The 19,681-nt window shown below is 41.4% G+C and carries 15 protein-coding genes; 12 read left to right on the forward strand and 3 right to left on the reverse strand.

What is annotated here, in order from left to right:
- The first annotated feature begins 32 nt into the window (after nt 1-32).
- The 8 genes from C5749_RS04710 (at nt 33) to C5749_RS04745 (ending at nt 10,000) form a co-directional block, all read left to right on the forward strand.
- On the forward strand, nt 33-1,583 hold the full coding sequence (locus C5749_RS04710) for an NAD(P)H-hydrate dehydratase (protein ID WP_105723457.1): 1,551 nt from the start codon (nt 33-35) through the stop codon (nt 1,581-1,583).
- 88 nt (nt 1,584-1,671) lie between these two features.
- Nucleotides 1,672-3,342, forward strand: coding sequence for a M1 family metallopeptidase (locus C5749_RS04715; RefSeq protein ID WP_105723459.1), 1,671 nt, complete (start codon nt 1,672-1,674; stop codon nt 3,340-3,342).
- A gap of 100 nt (nt 3,343-3,442) precedes the next feature.
- Nucleotides 3,443-4,465: a rod shape-determining protein gene (locus C5749_RS04720; protein ID WP_105716189.1), complete on the forward strand. Its 1,023-nt coding sequence runs from the start codon at nt 3,443-3,445 to the stop codon at nt 4,463-4,465.
- A 96-nt stretch (nt 4,466-4,561) separates the two neighbouring features.
- On the forward strand, nt 4,562-5,398 hold the full coding sequence (mreC, locus tag C5749_RS04725) for a rod shape-determining protein MreC (protein ID WP_105723461.1): 837 nt from the start codon (nt 4,562-4,564) through the stop codon (nt 5,396-5,398).
- Nucleotides 5,391-5,918, forward strand: coding sequence for a rod shape-determining protein MreD (locus C5749_RS04730; protein WP_105723463.1), 528 nt, complete (start codon nt 5,391-5,393; stop codon nt 5,916-5,918). The genes mreC and C5749_RS04730 overlap by 8 nt, the downstream gene beginning before the upstream one ends.
- Nucleotides 5,919-5,935: 17 nt before the next feature.
- Entirely contained in the window at nt 5,936-7,909 is a 1,974-nt protein-coding gene (gene mrdA, locus C5749_RS04735) for a penicillin-binding protein 2 (RefSeq protein ID WP_105723465.1), read from the forward strand.
- A 1-nt stretch (nt 7,910) separates the two neighbouring features.
- On the forward strand, nt 7,911-9,173 hold the full coding sequence (rodA, locus tag C5749_RS04740) for a rod shape-determining protein RodA (RefSeq protein WP_181151271.1): 1,263 nt from the start codon (nt 7,911-7,913) through the stop codon (nt 9,171-9,173).
- Nucleotides 9,174-9,310: 137 nt separating this feature from the next.
- Nucleotides 9,311-10,000: a hypothetical protein gene (locus C5749_RS04745; RefSeq protein ID WP_105723469.1), complete on the forward strand. Its 690-nt coding sequence runs from the start codon at nt 9,311-9,313 to the stop codon at nt 9,998-10,000.
- Nucleotides 10,001-10,023: 23 nt separating this feature from the next.
- Here C5749_RS04745 and C5749_RS04750 read toward each other — a convergent pair whose 3' ends face one another.
- Both C5749_RS04750 and C5749_RS04755 read right to left on the reverse strand, forming a co-directional pair.
- Complete coding sequence (locus C5749_RS04750) at nt 10,024-10,641, reverse strand: IMPACT family protein (protein ID WP_105723471.1); 618 nt, start codon at nt 10,639-10,641, stop codon at nt 10,024-10,026.
- A complete protein-coding gene (locus tag C5749_RS04755) occupies nt 10,638-11,486 on the reverse strand; it encodes a DMT family transporter (protein WP_105723473.1) in 849 nt (282 codons plus the stop codon). The genes C5749_RS04750 and C5749_RS04755 overlap by 4 nt, the downstream gene beginning before the upstream one ends.
- A gap of 614 nt (nt 11,487-12,100) precedes the next feature.
- On the opposite strand from C5749_RS04755, the gene C5749_RS04760 reads away from it, so the two are divergent.
- The 4 genes from C5749_RS04760 to aroC are packed head-to-tail and all read left to right on the forward strand — an operon-like array spanning nt 12,101 to nt 16,429.
- A complete protein-coding gene (locus C5749_RS04760; RefSeq protein ID WP_105723475.1) occupies nt 12,101-12,928 on the forward strand; it encodes a prephenate dehydratase in 828 nt (275 codons plus the stop codon).
- Nucleotides 12,929-12,947: 19 nt separating this feature from the next.
- A complete protein-coding gene (locus tag C5749_RS04765) occupies nt 12,948-14,054 on the forward strand; it encodes a chorismate mutase (RefSeq protein ID WP_105723477.1) in 1,107 nt (368 codons plus the stop codon).
- Nucleotides 14,055-15,311 carry a 3-phosphoshikimate 1-carboxyvinyltransferase gene (gene aroA / locus C5749_RS04770; protein ID WP_105723479.1) on the forward strand — a complete coding sequence of 419 codons (1,257 nt, stop codon included), beginning with the start codon at nt 14,055-14,057 and terminating at the stop codon, nt 15,309-15,311.
- A 32-nt stretch (nt 15,312-15,343) separates the two neighbouring features.
- Nucleotides 15,344-16,429 (forward strand): chorismate synthase, encoded by a 1,086-nt coding sequence (gene aroC / locus C5749_RS04775; RefSeq protein ID WP_105723481.1) that lies wholly within the window; start codon nt 15,344-15,346, stop codon nt 16,427-16,429.
- 678 nt (nt 16,430-17,107) lie between these two features.
- Here the strand turns inward: aroC and C5749_RS04785 are convergent.
- A complete protein-coding gene (locus tag C5749_RS04785) occupies nt 17,108-19,525 on the reverse strand; it encodes an alpha-ketoacid dehydrogenase subunit alpha/beta (protein WP_105723485.1) in 2,418 nt (805 codons plus the stop codon).
- Between the last annotated feature and the right edge of the window lie 156 nt (nt 19,526-19,681).

A 19,681-nucleotide genomic window follows, 5' to 3' on the forward strand; every position in this document is an offset into this window, starting at 1 on the left:
AAATCCTTATTTTTAACAAAAAATCTATCAAAATGAAAATCCTTTCCGCCGCACAAATGTATACATGGGAGCAGATTACGATGAAGAGCCAAAATCTTGCTCCTGCTGAATTGATGGAACGTGCTGCAGAGGCGTTGTTTCAAGCGATACAGCAATATGTTGGCGAACGACAGGCTTCTTTTGTGATTTTATGTGGCTTTGGCAACAACGGTGGAGACGGATTGGCCGTGGGGCGAATGTTATACAATGCCGGACATACTGTTAAAATTTATCTGCTAGCGCATACATCTTACAGCGCAGAAAACCAAATCAATCAACAACGTCTTCACGAAATAGACATACCTATTCTTTCAATAACAACGGAAAGTCAATTGGAATTTCCAGAAAAAAGTATTCTTATCGATGCTTTATTCGGCTACGGCTTATCTCGCCAATTGGATGATAATTGGAAAGAACTTATCGACCAAATCAACACGGCTTCCAATCCTGTACTGTCCGTTGATATCCCTTCAGGGCTTTTTGCAGACAACCCCACCCCTTTAGAAGCTCCTATTATACAGGCAAACATGACGTATACATTTGCCTGCCCTAAACTCAGCCTATTGTTTCCGAAGTACGCTCCCTTTTCAGGCTCGTTCAATGTACTGGACATCGGACTAGACAAAGATATACAATATAGCATACCAACTACTTATCATTACACACAAAAAGAAGAAATACAGCTGTTTGTAAAGCCATTGGAAAAGTTTACACACAAGGGCACTTATGGGCATAGCTGTATTATTGGTGGATCTTATGGCAGTATCGGGGCGATCATTCTAGCTAGTAAAGGATCATTAAAAAGCGGTTGTGGGATGATAACAACCTATCTTCCCGCTTGTGGTTACGCTATAGTACAAAGTGCCTTTCCCGAAGCACAAGTACAGACCGATACAGCCGAAACACACATCAGTATGATCCCTGACCAAATCACCAAGTATCAAGCCATCGGTATTGGTATGGGAATGGGTACGCATCCAGACACAGAAAACGCTTTGTTACAATTATTTGAACGACTTAAGCTAATGTCCGCGCCCCCAGCCCTACTGCTGGATGCTGACGCTATCAACATCCTTGCAAAAAACCCTGATTGGCATGCGCTCATCCCTTCTCACAGCATTTTGACCCCGCATCCTAAAGAATTGGAGCGCTTAATAGGTTCTTGGGTAGATGACTTTGAAAAAATTAAAAAAGTGCGTGAATGGAGCAGTCATTACAAACAGATTGTTGTGGTAAAAGGAGCGAATAGCGCGATTATCCTACCAGATGGCAACGTACACTTTAATTCTACAGGCAACCCAGGGATGGCCACAGGCGGGAGCGGCGATGTACTCTCGGGCATTATCACCGCTTTGCTAGCACAACACCACGCGCCTACCAACGCTGCCTTATTGGGTGTATACTTACACGGATTAGCTGGAGACATCGCCGCGACCTCTATCCACGAAAAAAGCATTACAGCGACCGATATTATTAATCACTTATCTGCAGCATGGCAACATATTTCCAGTGGTTACCACAGTAAGCGAGATCTACTTCGTTAACCCCTTCCAGATCCGCAACTTATAATCCGTGGTACGTAATTTTGCTTAAAATCTTTATCTTTGGTCGTCACAAACCTCCTTATCACTGATGAAACTGGACATTCGATATGCTATCTTTTTTTTCTTATTCTTGACGGCACATAACTTGGCCACCGCCCAATTAATGAAAGCTAAGGCGATATTCAACAAGGCGGATTCCCTTAGGGGTACACTGACGCCTCTTCGGACATGCTATGATATTAAATATTATCACTTAGACATCAAAGTCGACATCAATAATCGCTTTATATCAGGAAGTAATCTATTTCATTTTGAGTCTGTTGATGATTTTGAAAGATTACAGTTTGATCTTTTTGAAAACCTTTCGGTTGACCGCGTGGAGTATCAAGGGGAAGAACTCCATTTTGAACGATCTTACAATGCTGTTTTCGTAAACTTTCCGAACATTATTCAGAAAGGTAAGATCGATTCTTTCAAAGTTCATTATTCTGGCAACCCCATTACCGCTACTCGCGCACCTTGGGACGGCGGTTTCGACTGGAAAACAGATCGCAGAGGAAAGCCCTGGGTGGCAACGGCTTGTCAAGGTCTAGGTGCTAGCGTATGGTGGCCGAATAAAGACCATCAATCAGATGAAGTAGATAGTATGCTGATTTCTGTTGCCGTTCCAAATGAAGTCATGAATGTCTCTAATGGTAGGTTAATAAAGACCGAAAAGCTGGATAAATATTACACTAAGTACCATTGGAAAGTGAACAATCCGATAAACAATTATAATGTAGCATTGAACATCGGTGACTATGAACATGTCGCCGAAAGTTATCTCGGAGAAAAAGGCCTGCTTTCCATTGACTACTATGTATTAAAAGAAAACAAAAATAAAATCAAGCACTTACAACAAAATACTAAAGAAACACTAGAGGCTTTTGAGTATTGGTTCGGCCCCTATCCGTTCTATGAAGATGGCTATAAATTAATAGAAACGGCACACCTCGGCATGGAGCACCAAAGCGCCATTGCGTATGGGAACAAATTTCAAAACGGGTATCTTGGCCACGATAATTCCGGTAGTGGATGGGGGCTAAAATGGGATTTCATTGTGGTTCACGAATCTGGCCATGAATGGTTTGGGAATAATATCACAGCCAAGGATCTAGCCGATATGTGGATACACGAGAGCTTCACCAATTATTCCGAGGCCCTCTTCATTGATTACCACTATGGAAAGGAAGCTAGTCAAGCTTACGTAAATGGTAACCGGCTGGCAATTTTGAACGACAAGCCACTCCAAGGCCCCTATGGGGTCAACAAGGAGGGTTCGGGAGATATGTATGTGAAAGGAGGTGTATTGCATAACATGATCCGAACGATCATCGATAGTGACGAAAAATGGCGGTCTATTCTTCGGGGGTTGAATAGCAAATTTTATCATCAAACAGTAGATTACCTAGATATCTTAACCTATTTGAACGCGGAATCTGGCATAGATTTCACGAAGATATTTGAACAGTATATCCAGCGTAAAAGTATTCCCGTATTAGAAATCGTACGACGAGATAACGGGAATGTATTTTGCCGTTGGATTGCCGAAACACCAGGCTTTAAAATGCCAGTACACATTGGAAAAAAAGGACAGCCCAGAACACGTTATGAGATAGATGCGACCTTTCAAGCTCTACCAATAAAGGTAGACAGTACAGGCGATTTAGAGGTTGATACATTCAATTATTACATAGGGGTTTTACTCCATGGAATATAGCGGTAAAAAGTCGTATTTTTTTCGTAGACGACTGACGGATAAAACCATTTTTTTTGCTTAGGTTTGCATTTAAATTTGAAAACAAGACAATATATACTTCATGGGGTTATTTAATTGGTTTACGCAAGAAGTTGCTATCGATTTAGGGACAGCAAACACCCTAATTATACATAATGACAAAGTAGTAGTGGATGAACCCTCTATCGTTGCTTTTGACCGCACGACTAACAAGGTGATTGCCATCGGTAGGCAAGCAATGCAAATGGAAGGTAAGACGCACGATAATATAAAAACAGTAAGGCCATTGCGCGACGGTGTTATAGCTGATTTTACGGCTGCCGAGCATTTGATTCGCGGAATGGTAAAGTTAGTGAATAAGGGCAAATCTTGGTTTTTCCCTTCTTTACGGATGGTTGTTTGTATTCCTTCAGGCATTACGGAAGTAGAGAAACGTGCGGTACGCGATTCAGCTGAAATTGCAGGTGCCAAAGAAGTTTACTTGATTCACGAACCCATGGCCGCAGCAGTGGGTATTGGAATCGATGTCGAAGAACCTGTTGGTAACATGATCATCGATATTGGTGGCGGCACAACAGAAATTGCTGTTATCGCGCTTTCCGGCATTGTTTGTGACCAATCTATCCGAGTCGCTGGAGACAATTTTGATTCCGACATTGTGCAATATATCCGTCGTCAACATAACATTATGATTGGAGAACGCACCGCGGAGAAAATCAAGATTGAAGTCGGGGCAGCCCTACCTGAACTTACAGACCCACCGGCAGATTTCGCTGTACAAGGCCGGGACCTCATGACAGGTATTCCAAAACAGATCACGGTATCGTATACAGAAATAGCGCACTGTCTGGATAAATCTATCTCAAAGATAGAGGAAGCCATCCTAAAGGCTTTAGAAATCACACCTCCCGAGCTATCGGCAGACATATATCAAACAGGTATATATCTAACGGGCGGAGGTGCGTTATTACGAGGTTTGGACAAACGTATACAAGCGAAAACAAAACTTCCGGTACACGTTGCCGAAGACCCGCTACGCGCAGTCGTGAGAGGTACAGGGATTGCGTTAAAAAATATCGGAAGATTTAAATTTTTAATGCAGTAAAAGCGTTATAATCCATTGATATATACGCGATATAAACGAAGTTTGTCATTTATATCGCGTATTTGTTGAGAGCTAAATAATAGAAACCAAAAACATATGAGAAACCTTTGGTTATTTCTGGTTAGATATAATGCTATATTTTGGTTTATTCTCTTTTTTGTAATATCCATTACCTTAGTTGTTCGTAATAACAATTTCCAGCGCTCTTCTTTTATTAATTCATCTAATATTATTGTCGGCTCGTATTATAAACAGGTTAATTCTTGGAAAAGTTATCTCTCCTTGAATGAAACAAATGAGGAATTGGCTACTGAAAACGTGCTGTTAAGGCAACAGATCCAAAATCTTCTTCAAGCTGACACCTCCGCAGATACGGTCCATATTATAGACTCTATCGAACAGGGCAGATATGCCTTTATTGTAGCGAATGTCGCTAACAATAGTATTCATCGAAAAAACAACTACCTCACGCTCGACAAAGGTTCGGCTGACGGCGTAGAGAAAGGAATGGGCGTGATTACCTCTAATGGAGTCGTTGGCGTCGTGCTCCAAACCTCCCCTCATTTCAGTTCGGTACAGTCACTGCTACACCCCGACACCAGGATTTCCGTTACGTTAGATAGTTCTGAAATAATTGGTTCGTTAGTGTGGGGAAGCAGTATAGATCCCCGCTATGGAATGGTAAAGGACATCCCTAATCATGTTGAGATCAAAAAAGGAGAAAAAGTCTATACTTCTGGCTTTTCGCTATTTCCCGCAGGAATCCAGGTGGGAAAAATTGCAGAAACAGGCATAACATCGGGAGAGAGCTTTTTAGACTTAAAAATAGAACTTTCAACGAATTTCAGCAATTTACACCATGTATATGTGGTAAAGGATTTATTGATTAAGGAAAAAGAAAAATTAGAAGCTGACAGTCAAGATAATGGGTAGCGTAATCATCAAAAATATTGTCCGATTTATATTTGTGGTTTTACTACAGGTAGCTCTATTTAAAAACATAGGGTATTACAACGTAGCGACCACTTATCCATATATCTTCTTTATCTTCCTTCTGCCAATAGGATTACCCAATTTATTGTTATTTTTGATTTCTTTTTTAACAGGATTAATCATCGACGCTTTTTATGATTCCGTCGGTGTACATGCCGCTGCGTGCGTCTGTTTGGGATTATTCCGTATATTCTTTCATAAAATTACGGTGGAAGTCGAACTGAAAGAATCGTTTAATACGCCATCGCTGGGCGTGATGGGTACGAAATGGTTTCTATCCTATGTATTTTTTGGAACGTTTGTACATCACTTCTTTCTTTTTCTTGTAGAAACATTTACGTTATCTAATTTTTTGTACACGATGGCAAGTACTATTTTAAGTAGTATATTTACAACTTGTATCATCTTGTTGATGAACTTGCTCGTTTATAAAAGAAAGTCACGCATTGGTAACATTTAAATTGGGGGCTTGCGTTCATGAATAGTTTTTTTGCTCGTAAATTTGTTATTCAGGGAATCTTTATTGCTATCGCAATTGTCATCATAGCTCGTCTATTTTACATCCAAGTCATTGACAAATCTTATTTATTATCAGCCAACAACAATGTTCTACGTAAAGTAGTTGTATATCCAGCTAGAGGTGTGATATATGATCGGAACGGAAAAGTGTTGGTACAGAACGAACCCGTATACGACTTGTTGGTAACGCCTATCGAAGCAAAAGAAATTGATACCACCCTTTTATGTCAGCTTGTCGACCTCGACTACGATGGATTCAAAAAGAGGATGAATAAAGCCCGCGCACATTCCCCTTATCGGCCTTCTATATTTGAAAAGCAGTTATCTGCAGAAACTTATGCACGATTACAGGAACATCTATATAAATTCCGAGGATTCTATGTCCAAAATCGGACCGTTAGGAGTTATCCGGACAGCATTGCACCACAACTTCTAGGCTATATCCAAGAGGTAAATGATAAGAATATCGAGCAATCCGAAGGTTTTTATCGGCCGGGCGACTATATCGGCGCTAGCGGTATTGAACGCGCTTACGAAGAGCTTCTACGTGGACAGCGCGGCGTAAAAAACCAAATGGTAGATGCACTCAATAGACCCAAGGGGTCTTTTATGGACGGTCAATATGACACGCTCGCTGTAGCGGGAGATGGTTTAATCTCAACCATTGACCGTGATTTACAAGTGTTGGCAGAAAAACTAATGAAAAACAAAATGGGTTCGGTCGTTGCCATTGAACCCGCTACCGGAGAGATACTAACTTTAGTCAGCGCCCCATCTTACGACCCCAATATGATGGTAGGGAGACAACGCGGCAATAATTACATGAAACTCTTACGGGATGAAACTCGGCCGATGTTTATCCGCCCAATCCAAGCTTCCTATCCTCCTGGATCGGTTTTTAAGGTAGTAGCAGCACTAACGGCTCAACAAGCGGGTGTCATCGACGAAAAAACTATTTTCTACTGCCCCGGTGGTTACCGCTATGGTGGAGGTCGGGCAATTATGCGCTGTACACACGTCGACGGCGCGACCAGTTTAGCGAAATCGATACAGACATCTTGTAACACCTACTACGGGTATACCTATGCGCGGATGATCGACTCACGGGGCATGTCTGGCCCCAAGGCTTACGACCTTTGGCGAGAGGCGTTAGCGAAGTTTGGGCTAGGCCGTACCTTAGGTATAGACCTTCCTGGTGAAAAGCCGGGTTTAATCCCTACTTCCGATTTTTATACCAAGCGTTATGGTAATGATAAATGGCGTTCCAGCTTTAATATTTCCTTATCTATCGGACAAGGGGAAATGGGCGTCACACCACTGCAAATGGCCAATATTATGGCAATCGTCGCCAACCGCGGCTTTTATTACCGTCCGCACCTCGTTAAAGCTATTGGTGAAAAGGGTATCGTAAAGGATGAATTTAAGGAAAAAATAAGTGCGGGTGTAGATGCTAAGTACTATGAACCTGTTATTGAAGGGATGAGTCGTGCCGTGAATGTTCCAGGCGGAACAGGATATAGGGTACGCATTCCGGACGTGGAAATGTGTGGCAAGACCGGAACCGTCCAGAATCCGCATGGTGAAAACCATGCCGTATTTTTTGCTTTCGCACCGCGCGAAAATCCTAAAATAGCCATTGCTGTATTTGTAGAAAACGCAGGATACGGCGGTACCTGGGCGGGTCCCATTGTTAATATGCTCGTCGAAAAATACCTCAAAGACACCATTACCTTACCTAAATATATACAGGATCGTATTTATAATGCGAACTTTCTTCCCGAACCGAAGAAAGAAAAGCAATCGGAAGTGAATAAAAGCACATCTAACACGAAGAACCCAGCGGAACGCCCTATTACAAGTGGAATAAAAACTGCGGAACCGAACCGCGAACGTTATGTGCATCACAGTGTGATAAGAAGGGGGCATCAATAAAATGAGAGAGAAAAACTTTTTCGGCCGTATCGACTGGTTCACCGTTACCTTGTGGCTTGCACTTTGTCTAATTGGCTGGTTTAATATTTATGCCGCCGTTTACGACCCCGAGCAGCCAAGTATTTTTAGTATGGCAACAAATTACGGTAAGCAATCTATTTATATTTTCACGGCATTGATTATCGGGTTCAGTATTTTGATTATCGACGCTAAATTTTTTATTTCAACATCTCCACTTATTTATGCAGTAATCATTTTACTGTTAATATTGGTATTGGTTATTGGTCGGAATGTCGGAGGAAATCAAGCATGGATACCCTTGGGTAGCTTCCGTTTGCAGCCCTCTGAATTTGGCAAACTGGCCACGTGTTTACTCCTAGCATCGTATCTTAGTTCTCAGACCAATAAAAACCCGAATATCAAAACACTCTTTATAGGGGCTTTGATTGTTTTGTTCCCTGTCGCTTTAGTCATGCTTCAGCCCGACACAGGTTCTGCGTTAGCGTTCTTCGCCTTGATTTTTGTCTTTTATCGCGAAGGGTATGTTGGGAATACGCTTCTGTTATTAGGTGGCCTCGCCATTCTCTTATTTATCTTGGCCCTCCTGATCAATCAGTGGGTTATTATCGGCGTCCTAGCACTCATTGCAGGATTGCTGATTTATTCGCTGCGGAAAAAGCGTAAATATATCATCAATGTTAGTGTACTTTTTTTTGCGTGTTCTGTATACGTACTGTTAGTAGATTTTGCCTATGACCATGTTCTACAAACGCACCAACGCAACCGGATTGATGTTCTTTTAGGAAAGATTCACGATCCTCGTGGAGAAGGATATAACCTTAATCAATCCAAGATAGCCATCGGCTCCGGCCAACTACTGGGCAAGGGCTTCCTGCAGGGGACACAAACAAAATACAAATTTGTCCCGGAACAAAGCACCGATTTTATTTTCTGTACCATTGGCGAAGAATGGGGATTTGTGGGCTCCACCGTCGTTATCGCTATCTACCTGACACTACTGCTCCGCTTAATTAGTATTGCAGAACGCCAACGGACCGCTTTTGCACGCATTTATGCCTATGGTGTCGCGTCTATACTATTCTTCCATTTCTTTATCAATATCGGTATGACTATTGGCTTAGTACCTGTTATCGGCATCCCACTTCCTTTGCTCAGTTATGGTGGGTCTTCGCTTTGGAGCTTTACTATCCTCTTGTTTATCTTATTACGTTTTGATTCAAGTCGTAAGGGCCTGAATGGGTGATGGTATTACGGCTACCACATGCTAGCATGGGTATTTAACATACTTGTTATTTTGAATTAGCTTGTGCAGCACTGCGATAGGCTTCTCATTCTTAAATAAATTGGGTAACTTTAGCACACGGTACAACAGCATGCAGTATGATCAGAACAATTATTAAAGAACATCCCTTAAAAAATATTACGCTCGATTTTGACGACCAGATCACGCAGCCTCCATTTGAGCAGAAAGCTCTGCAATCCTATTATGAGGCGCATGATAAAACTTGGGAAATCAAGGAGCACGTCATGAAAATTCAGCAAGAACTCAAAGTGGCGGATGATATCATTGCGGACCTATCCTTTCGACGTCTAGGCATAGAACAAGAACTGGAAATTTTAGAAGATTGGTTAGGTGTTACGGAACTGGCGGATAAAGAATTCTTTGAAGGCGAAATCACCATTGATATCGGGAACTTTTTTACGATCTGCGATAAACACAATCTGGATTTACAGAACCTTTATGAGAAAATAGTGATCCTAACTTCAACATACAATCGGGATATAGAAAATATCTACGAAGATGACGCTGTAATCGACCCTGAATATTTCAATGCACTTGATGAAATATATCCGCGTTATGAAGAAGTGTCTGTCCATACGGTATCGTTAGACGATGACCACCAGTCCTTTTTGGAAGAATATGGAAAAGTAGAAGCGTGTTTCTTTCAATACACTGAATTAGCGAGAGAAGTATTTGACAAATACAAACATCTAGTAGACACTGCCCAAGCTGTCTATCACCGCGTCGAAGTAGTTGATCGGCTATTAAAAGACAAATTAAAAAGATAGGAATAACATTACCGAATGGCACCTCATAAAGTATGAAGGTATCCATACTGTACACCATTTAACATCTCGAGCTTTTCGACAACCTGGTTAACGCGCAATTTTCTTACTTCCACATCCATAGAACAATTGTTGTCGAACGCTTGCTTTAAAATAGGCAAATTTTCTTCTTTGATCAAACGCATTACCTCATTCATTTGCAAATAATTAAAGGTAATCCGGTAAACATCATTAACCGTTTTTTCAACAATCCTAGCTGCGTCCAAAGCCTCTTGCGTGGCCACTTTATAGGCGTTTATCAATCCAGGAACACCTAAAAGTGTGCCACCAAAATAGCGTACCACCACCACTAAGACATTGGTTACATTTTTCGATAATAGCGTATTGAGTATCGGACGCCCTGCCGTTCCAGAAGGCTCTCCGTCGTCGTTAAAGCGGAAAACCGAACGGTCAGGTGTCAAACGATATGCCCAGCAATAATGACGTGCCTTAGGATGCAATATTCTCAGCTCTGCAATAATCTCTTTAAGCTTTTCTTCATTTTTAAAGGGATATGCATAAGCGATAAATTTACTTCCCTTGTCTCTAAACAATCCCTCACTGGATCGATCAATCGTTAAATATGTATCTTCAAATAAACTCACAGAAACGCAATTATTAATACGGAAACAACGGCCAATAACAAGCCTATCTTGTTCAAAAATGTCAGCCGTTCCGAAAAAAAGCCCACGCCAACGATAGCCCCGAGGAGAATAACACCGATATTCATTCCCGTAAAAACGATGGAAGGACTTTCGGAAAGTTCCTGATGGGCTTTCATATAGAACAGGATATTGCCAAAGTTAAACAATCCTAAGACGATACCCCAAACAATGGACTTAAATTGCAAACGCTCTTTCTTTATTGAAACACGATAAGTCAAAAAAACAAAGGCCATAAACATCGCCAATAAGAAAATCAGCAGCATAGAATACGTATACGGCACCGCGCGGAACATTGCTACTTTTTTGAAAAGGATATCAATAATACCCATCCCCAAAAAAACAGCCAACACATACAGCCAGCCTTTCTTAGCACCTTCTTTTTTCCAACCAATAGAACACAGGATAGCAGCAATCCCGACCACTATACCCATCAATTTAGACACACCGATCCTTTCTTGAAAGATGAAAAAGGCTGCCATCAAGGGAATAAACAACGAAAGACGTTGTGCAATCTCCGTTTTGACAATACCATTGTGCTGGATAGCGTAGGCAATGCATAGAAATATGGACGGCAGCAGCACCGCCAATAACAAATATAATCCCCATGGTAGTGCAGTCGGCGGAACGACAACCGTGCTCGGCTTTAGACACAACAGCGTAGCTAAAACCGCGATGGGATAATTCCACACAATAAGGTGCAGATGCTGCACACCATTTTTTTTTGCCAGTTTAATGATGACAGAAACTGTCACGCTACAGATCACACTAAGAAGTACATAAAACATACGGTTATCTTGATATCTCGGCAAAGGAATAAAATAATACGTTATTCTGCAAGCCGGACTAGCAATCAATTGCGAACCTGGACCTTTTGCTCCATAGAAGTTAGGTTTTTGATAAAAATTAAATAAAATTTATTGATAAAATTAACTCATAAATAGCATGTTTATAACATAAAAAATAGAATATAAACAGCGAAAAAAAACACAAAAAATTAAGATCAAAATAGCTCATATACACCGTATAAAAAATCATAATATACTATATATAAATTATATATAAAATAAAACTAAAAAATTAAGGGTAAAAAAAATACGCTTATTTAGTACACAAAAAAATAGGAATTTTATCACAAAAAACCTCAACTTAATCATGAAAATTAAACATAAAAAAATAGTTATTTTTAAATTTATTTTGCATATATAAAAATATAGTTATACTTTTGGACTGTAGCATTTGAGACATGACGATACACAACACATATTTTTATTTCGGCGACTTTTACTTTAAACGGTAAGGCCGGGAGTTTATATGTCTGTGTGAATAGATAAAAAGGTCCCGAACATCATCCGGGACCTTTTTTTTGAGAAAACAATACCCTGATGGTTAAATAAAAAAGATGAAAACAAGAATTGCGATACAAGGTGTTAGAGCTTCTTTTCATGAAGAAGCAGCTCAAAAATATTTCGGGGCAGAAGACATCGATATTATAGAGTGCGAGTCTTTCAAGAAAACCTGCGAACTACTCAAGCACGGTAAAACAGATTATGTTGTGATGGCCATCGAAAACTCCATTGCCGGTAGTATTTTACCAAACTATAATCTACTCCGTGATTACAAATTCCACATTATTGGAGAAGTTCATCTAAACATACAACAAAACCTGTTGGCGTTGCCGGGCACGCAACTTTCTGACATTAAATTTGTCGAATCTCATCCAATTGCTATACGCCAATGCGATGAATTTTTGAGTGAACACCCAGATTGGACAATAAAGGAAGGTATGGATACTGCCGCATGTGCCAAAAGCATTATTGAAAACAAACTGACACATACCGCTGCAATTGCCAGTATAGCGGCAGCTGAATTATATGGCTTAGAAATTCTGGAAAAAAGAATCGAAACCAATAAGAAGAATGCAACACGTTTCTTGATTTTGTCAAACGAGATAATTGAACAAAAAAATGCAAATAAGGCTTCCTTATCGTTTCAGACTGGAAACGCCGTAGGTGCTTTAGCCAATGTGCTGCAATGTTTTGCAGAACAAAATGTGAATCTGAGTAAAATTCAATCCATGCCAGTGGTAGGTCGGCGAAACGAATATGATTTCTATGTGGATGTAGAATGGAAAAAGCAAAACGACTATGACGCGGCTATCCGCAAGGTATTAAAACACACCATAAATTTCACCATTATGGGGGAATATATAAAAAACGAGAAAGTATAGCGTAAAAAATTATAAAAATATGAAACATACATTAGACATCGTTCCTTTAAAATCTTGGATAGATACAGGCGATAAACCATTAATCATTGCAGGACCATGCAGTGCGGAGACAGAAGAACAAGTGGTTTCCACCGCACATTTATTGGCAAACACAGGCAAAGTAAATGTATTACGTGCGGGTATCTGGAAACCCCGTACTCGTCCTGGTGAATTCGAAGGAATAGGCAGCATAGGGTTAGCGTGGCTAAAAAGAGCGAAAGAAGAAACAGGTTTACTGACCGCAACGGAAGTGGCTACAGCTAAACACGTAGAAGAAGCTTTAGCTGCCGGTATAGACATCCTCTGGGTGGGGGCTCGTTCTACGGCAAATCCATTCACTGTACAGGAAATTGCAGATGCTTTACAAGGTGTAGACGTACCGGTATTTGTCAAAAACCCGGTTAACCCAGACCTTTCCTTGTGGATTGGCGCATTAGAACGTATCAACCGCGCTGGTATAAAAAAATTGGGTGCAATCCATCGCGGATTCTCCTCTTTCGAGAAAACGGCCTTCCGTAATGAACCGATGTGGGATCTAGCTGTCCAGTTGAAATCGGCATGTCCGGATCTTCCTATCGTCAATGATCCTAGCCACATCTGTGGAAATCGTGAGCTGATTCCCTACATTGCACAAAAGGCGATGGATATGGATCAACAAGGTTTGATTGTGGAGTCACATATCGATCCGTCGGTAGCATGGACTGACGCCAAACAACAGGTAACCCCTGCTGCATTGGCAGACTTACTCGATCACTTATCGGTTCGCCATCCGGAATCCAACAACCCAGTTTTCGATGATAAACTTGCAGAATTGCGTCAGCAGATAGACAAACTAGACGACGCGATCCTAAAACAAATTGGTGACCGTATGAAGATTGCTGAAAAAATCGGGGAATACAAACGTGACAATAATGTCACTATCCTACAGGTTAGTCGTTGGGATGAGATCGTGGAAAAAAGAGTTCAACTTGCGAAAGCATTGTCACTTAGCGAAGATTTTGCAACTAAATACCTTGAATTATTGCACAATGAGTCTATTCGCAAGCAAAATGAAGTGATGAACGCTAAATCTGTGGCGGAGGCGTAAATGAGTTCGACACCACTTACACTTCGTCATCCGTCGAAAGTAATACAAGGCACGGTTCAACTTACTGGTTCCAAATCAGAGAGCAACCGTGCTCTTATTATACAGGCGCTAAGCCGGGGAACGGTTAACGTAGAAAACCTATCAGCTGCCGCGGATACGGTCATTATGAACAAAGCGCTCACATTGGCGGACACATCTAATGAAACAGGAGCAACTGTTACGGTGGATATTGGCCCTGCAGGAACAGCCATGCGTTTTCTCACCTCTTACCTGAATTTGGTCGAAGGTAATTTTATCCTTACCGGCACAGAACGCATGCAGCAGCGCCCTATTGGCATTCTTGTGGATGCTTTGAAAACATTAGGTGCGGACATTGGTTATGAGAAAAAGGATGGCTTTCCACCACTGAAGATCGCAGGGGGGATGACACAGAAAAAACAACGCGTGCGTATAACGGGAAATGTCAGTAGTCAATATCTATCTTCCCTCCTTCTCATAGCCGCCTCCCTAAACCAAGGGCTGGCACTGGAAATTGAGGGAGAACTGACATCCAGACCTTATGTCATCATGACCTTGGACATGTTGCAAGAAGCTGGAATAGGGCATACTTGGACAGACAACACTATTGAAATAGCTCCGCAGGAATTTAAGCCGACAACAATTTATGTTGAACCGGATTGGAGTGCGGCTTCCTACTGGTACGCTATTGTCGCACTATCCGAAAAGGGGGAAGTCGTGCTACCAGGTTTGAAGGCACACAGCTTGCAAGGTGATATCGCCATTGTAGATATCATGACGCACTTCGGGGTTGCCAGCTCTTTTCAAGAAGACGGATTACATATCGCTAAGGTTAATAGCGGATCTGATAAGGTATTGTTTGATTTCAAGGCATGTCCGGATTTAGCACAGACGATCGTTGCATTGACAGCTGCTATTCGCCGTGACATATCGATCACCGGAGTAGAAACCTTAAAAATTAAGGAAACAGATCGATTAACCGCATTAAAGAAGGAGATTGAAAAGTTTGGTACTACTATAGTCGCTGATGGAGAAACCTATCATATCAAAACAAAGGAAGCTTACACACCAAAGCAAATTACGTTTGACACTTACGAAGACCATCGGATGGCCATGGCATTCGCGCCCTTGGCAATGGTTTTTAACGAAGTAACGATTAACGACCCTGTGGTAGTGGAGAAGTCTTATCCCGATTTTTGGGAACACTTGCAACAACAGGGCTTCACCATCAAGCAATAGGTAAACAGTTAAACAATTAGAAAAATTACATCATGGCAGGAAATTCATTTGGCAACCTTTTTAAGATAACCACCTTTGGCGAATCGCACGGAAAAGCGATCGGTGTTATTATTGATGGTTGTCCTCCCAATATCGATATAGACGAAGATTTTATACAATCGGAGCTGGATAAACGGAAGCCGGGGCAATCTAAAATTACAACCCAACGTAAGGAAAGCGATGTCGCGCAGATTCTATCTGGTGTTTTCGAAGGAAAATCGACGGGCACACCTATCGCCATCGTCATACCAAATGAAGACCAACGGTCTAAAGACTATTCTCATATTGCAGATAAATATCGTCCATCTCATGCGGACTATACCTACCAGCAGAAATATGGTATTCGGGATTATCGTGGTGGCGGTCGATCTTCTGCAAGAGAAACAGCGGCAAGGGTGGCAGCTGGTGCTATCGCTAAGCTATATCTCAAAAGTCAAGGTATTGAAATTTTTGCCCATGTTTCAGCTGTTGGTAGATTGGAAGCTCCAAACTTGGACACTACTAATTTGTCGGCGCTACTCGATGCACGGGAAAGCAACATTGCCCGCTGCGCCGATCCGGCAACCGCAAATGAAATGATTGCGCTTATTGATTCCATAAGAAAAGCAGGAGACACCATTGGTGGAAAAATATCAACGGTCGTACACGGCGTACCCGTCGGACTTGGCGAACCTGTCTTTGATAAATTACATGCTGATTTAGGAAAGGCGATGCTGAGCATTAATGCTGTTCATGGATTTGAATACGGCTCTGGATTTAGTGGTTCTGAAATGCAGGGCTCTGAACATAACGATATTTTTGTGAAAGAAAACGAACAGGTCCGTACCCGCACAAACTTTTCAGGGGGTATCCAAGGCGGTATTTCCAACGGCATGGACATTAACTTTCGTACAGCTTTCAAACCTGTTGCCACAATTATGCGTGACCAAGAAACATTAAATGAAGCTGGTGATCACACGACCATCTCGGGTAAGGGACGGCACGATCCTTGTGTCGTCTCACGTGCTGTCATTATCGTTGAAGCCATGACGGCATTGGTGTTGGCTGACCATCTGTTACGATTTAAGGCATATAGGTAATCTCTTTCTGCCTTTGTTCCGAAAGAGATTGATATGGTAAAATCCTGCCAAAATGAGGGGTCCCCAAAAATATATTGGCAGGATTTTACCATATACAAAGCGTTTTTCTATATGCGATTAAGACGAAAAAACCGTGTTTTAGTTATATTTAGCCTTGATTTTCCGGAAATAAATATAGAAATATGCTAAAAGTAAAAAAGCATTCTTTTTTTAAAAAAGATCACGCTTTTTAAAAAAAAGAATGCAACAAAACCAAAAAAGAATGTTCTTTTTTGGCTTGAACCTGATACAATTTATTTTTATAGGGATATAACGGGATTTTTTATAGTTTCTTTTTCTTTTGCAAAGGCTATGACGTGGCAAAGTATTGATCCTATTTTGAGAATGATTGATCCTGATTTACAGATAATCGATACAATTTTGGGGAGGATCGATCATGCCCGACTTTATCGTGATAGGAAGTGACGTTTTAGCAATCCTATCCAAAACAATAGGGCTCGTAAACAAAAAATAATCGATTCTATAGCGGATAGTAAAGGTAACGCGTAAAAAATTATCGATCCTTTTTTGCCGGGTATCCATCTCCTTTTGCAAAGTAGGCTTTCTTCTCGAGATTAGCTTATAGCTACATATCACACGATAATAGTATTTCTTTTTGCTTTGCTAATTTCCGTAAAACTAAAACAATCTCGGAAAGGCCCCTTCATTATATTCACTCATCATTTCATATGCCAGTTCAACGACATCATCAACAGATGGTTTTGTAAAATAATCGCCATCAGATCCATATGGTGGACGGTTAGGTTTCGCTGAAAGCGTTCGAGGTTGCCCGTCCAACAGATAATAGCCATTTTGCTTTTCCAATATCTCGTGCATAATAAATGCGGCTGCACCACCCGGCATATCTTCGTCTACCACCAATAATTTATTGGTTTTCCCTAACGATTGACGGCAGATTTCTGTTCGATCGAAAGGTTGTAAACATTGTGCGTCGATAATCTCCAAAGAAATTCCTAGCTTTTCCAACTCGATGGCTGCTTCCTGCACAACACGCAGCGTAGCGCCGTAAGACACTACGGTAATATCTCTTCCTTCGCGTATCCGTTCCGCTATCCCGATGGGCACCATAAAATCACCAACGTTAGTAGGCATTTTTTCTTTCAATCGATAGCCGTTCAAACATTCTATCACCAGCGCAGGTTCATCCGAACGAAAGAGGGTATTATACATACCGGCTGCCTGTGTCATATTGCGCGGTACACAAATATGCAAACCACGGAGCCCGCCAAGGAGAACGGTCATGGGTGAACCTGAATGCCAGATACCTTCTAATCGATGACCTCGCGTGCGGATAATGACAGGAGCTTTCTGCGTACCTTTAGTACGGTAGCTCAAACATGCCAAATCATCACTTAATACCGGCATGGCATAGATCAAGTAATCGAGATATTGGATTTCAGCAATAGGGCGTAAACCGCGCAAAGCTAAGCCAATCCCCTTTCCGATAATGGCAGATTCACGGATACCGGTATCAAAAATACGTAATTCGCCAAACTGTTCTTGCAGTCCTGCAAAACCTTGATTAACATCCCCTATTTTCCCAACGTCTTCACCAAACGCTACGATGCGCTCATCACGTCTAAAATTGGCATCAAAACAAGCATTCAAAACTTCTCTACCATCCACAATAGAAACGTCCTGTTCATAATGGGCAGATATACCGTCTTTTTTTAATGGTGAATCGAGTGTATCAGAAAATAGCTTATCGTTATAGCGATCATAATTTTGCACCTGTTTTTGGGCATACCAGGTCATCAAACCATCCTTTTCGGGCGAATCTATTCCTCTCAAATCACGAATTGCTCTTCTTACATGGCCATAGACTTCCTTCAAAGATGGTTCTGCCAACGACTGTAAGGTCTTTAGCGGCACTTCGATCATCGGATTTTCAATAGCCGATAGCAATGCTATTGCTTCATCTAAATCAACTTGAAGCGTCTTATGATAGTCTGCCCAAGCACGTCGCTGTTCTTGACGGACAAAGTCTTTGGCTTCTTTTTCCAGATCTTTTAATTCCTCTTCTTGCGCAATACCCGATTGCAATAACCAATCCCGCATCTTCAGATTGCAGTCGAACGCACTCTCCCATTCTAGTCGTTCGACCGATTTATAGCGTTCATGCGATCCAGATGTAGAGTGCCCTTGTGGCTGCGTCAACTCTGTGACATGAACAACACATGGTACATGCTCTTCTCGCGCGTAACGAGCCGCTTGTTCGTAGACTTCGCATAAAGCGGGATAATCCCAGCCACGTACTTTAAATATTTCGATACCGTTGCTATTGTTTTCACGTTGAAAACCTTTCAGCACTTCGGATATATCGGCTTTCGCCATCTGTACATCATTCGGAACAGATATTCCATAGCCATCATCCCAGACAGAAATAACAACCGGTATTTGCTTTACTGCCGCGGCATTCAGTGTTTCCCAAAAAACACCTTCTGATGTAGAAGCATTCCCAATGGTACAAAAAACTACCTCTCTTCCTTGGCGCGAAAAATAGGTGAGATAATCCAGATTTCGATTTTCTTTATATAATTTAGATGCTAAACCTAGCCCCATAACACGCGCCATCTGTCCGCCTGTTGTCGAAATATCAGAAGCGGAGTTCTTCTGCGCTGTCTGGTTTAACCAATTTCCCTCCTTATCAAGTAGTTGTGTAGAAAAATGACAATTCATTTGCCGTCCGCCAGAGGATATATCAGCTTCCAGATCAGGGTTGGCATATAGTTGGGAAAAGAAATGATAAATACTAGATATACCTATAGCAAAGGCTAATGTTTGATCCCGGTAATAGCCAGAGCGCCAGTCACCGGGTTGGAATACCTTAGCTAACGCAATTTGCGCAATCTCTTTACCATCACCAAATACCCCGAATTTTGCCTTTCCAGTTAACACCTCCTTGCGTCCCAACAGGCTTGCAATCCGGCTTTCAACCGCTAATCTATAATCGTTTAAAATGATTTCACGAAAATCGTCAAAACTGATTTTTGACGTTTCAAAATCACTGTTTATATTCATGGTGATATTAGACATATTTAACCAATGGTTTCAACAAAAGTAGTAAAATATACGTATTATTGGAAATAGCAGCAGTGTATACCCATAAAACATTTTGCAAATAACGATAGAGAGAAGAGATTATACTGTTGCATATGAAGATTCTTTTTTCTAAAATTAAAAAGATGCGCA

The sequence above is a fragment of the Sphingobacterium gobiense genome, from assembly GCF_002980575.1.
Lineage (GTDB): Bacteria > Bacteroidota > Bacteroidia > Sphingobacteriales > Sphingobacteriaceae > Sphingobacterium > Sphingobacterium gobiense.

Coding starts and splice junctions, on each gene's coding strand:
- C5749_RS04710 (WP_105723457.1), top strand. CDS start 33: ATGAAAATCCTTTCCGCCGCACAAATGTATACATGGGAGCAGATTACG.
- C5749_RS04715 (WP_105723459.1), top strand. CDS start 1,672: ATGAAACTGGACATTCGATATGCTATCTTTTTTTTCTTATTCTTGACG.
- C5749_RS04720 (WP_105716189.1), top strand. CDS start 3,443: ATGGGGTTATTTAATTGGTTTACGCAAGAAGTTGCTATCGATTTAGGG.
- mreC (WP_105723461.1), top strand. CDS start 4,562: ATGAGAAACCTTTGGTTATTTCTGGTTAGATATAATGCTATATTTTGG.
- C5749_RS04730 (WP_105723463.1), top strand. CDS start 5,391: ATGGGTAGCGTAATCATCAAAAATATTGTCCGATTTATATTTGTGGTT.
- mrdA (WP_105723465.1), top strand. CDS start 5,936: ATGAATAGTTTTTTTGCTCGTAAATTTGTTATTCAGGGAATCTTTATT.
- rodA (WP_181151271.1), top strand. CDS start 7,911: ATGAGAGAGAAAAACTTTTTCGGCCGTATCGACTGGTTCACCGTTACC.
- C5749_RS04745 (WP_105723469.1), top strand. CDS start 9,311: ATGATCAGAACAATTATTAAAGAACATCCCTTAAAAAATATTACGCTC.
- C5749_RS04755 (WP_105723473.1), bottom strand. CDS start 11,486: ATGTTTTATGTACTTCTTAGTGTGATCTGTAGCGTGACAGTTTCTGTC.
- C5749_RS04760 (WP_105723475.1), top strand. CDS start 12,101: ATGAAAACAAGAATTGCGATACAAGGTGTTAGAGCTTCTTTTCATGAA.
- C5749_RS04765 (WP_105723477.1), top strand. CDS start 12,948: ATGAAACATACATTAGACATCGTTCCTTTAAAATCTTGGATAGATACA.
- aroA (WP_105723479.1), top strand. CDS start 14,055: ATGAGTTCGACACCACTTACACTTCGTCATCCGTCGAAAGTAATACAA.
- aroC (WP_105723481.1), top strand. CDS start 15,344: ATGGCAGGAAATTCATTTGGCAACCTTTTTAAGATAACCACCTTTGGC.
- C5749_RS04785 (WP_105723485.1), bottom strand. CDS start 19,525: ATGTCTAATATCACCATGAATATAAACAGTGATTTTGAAACGTCAAAA.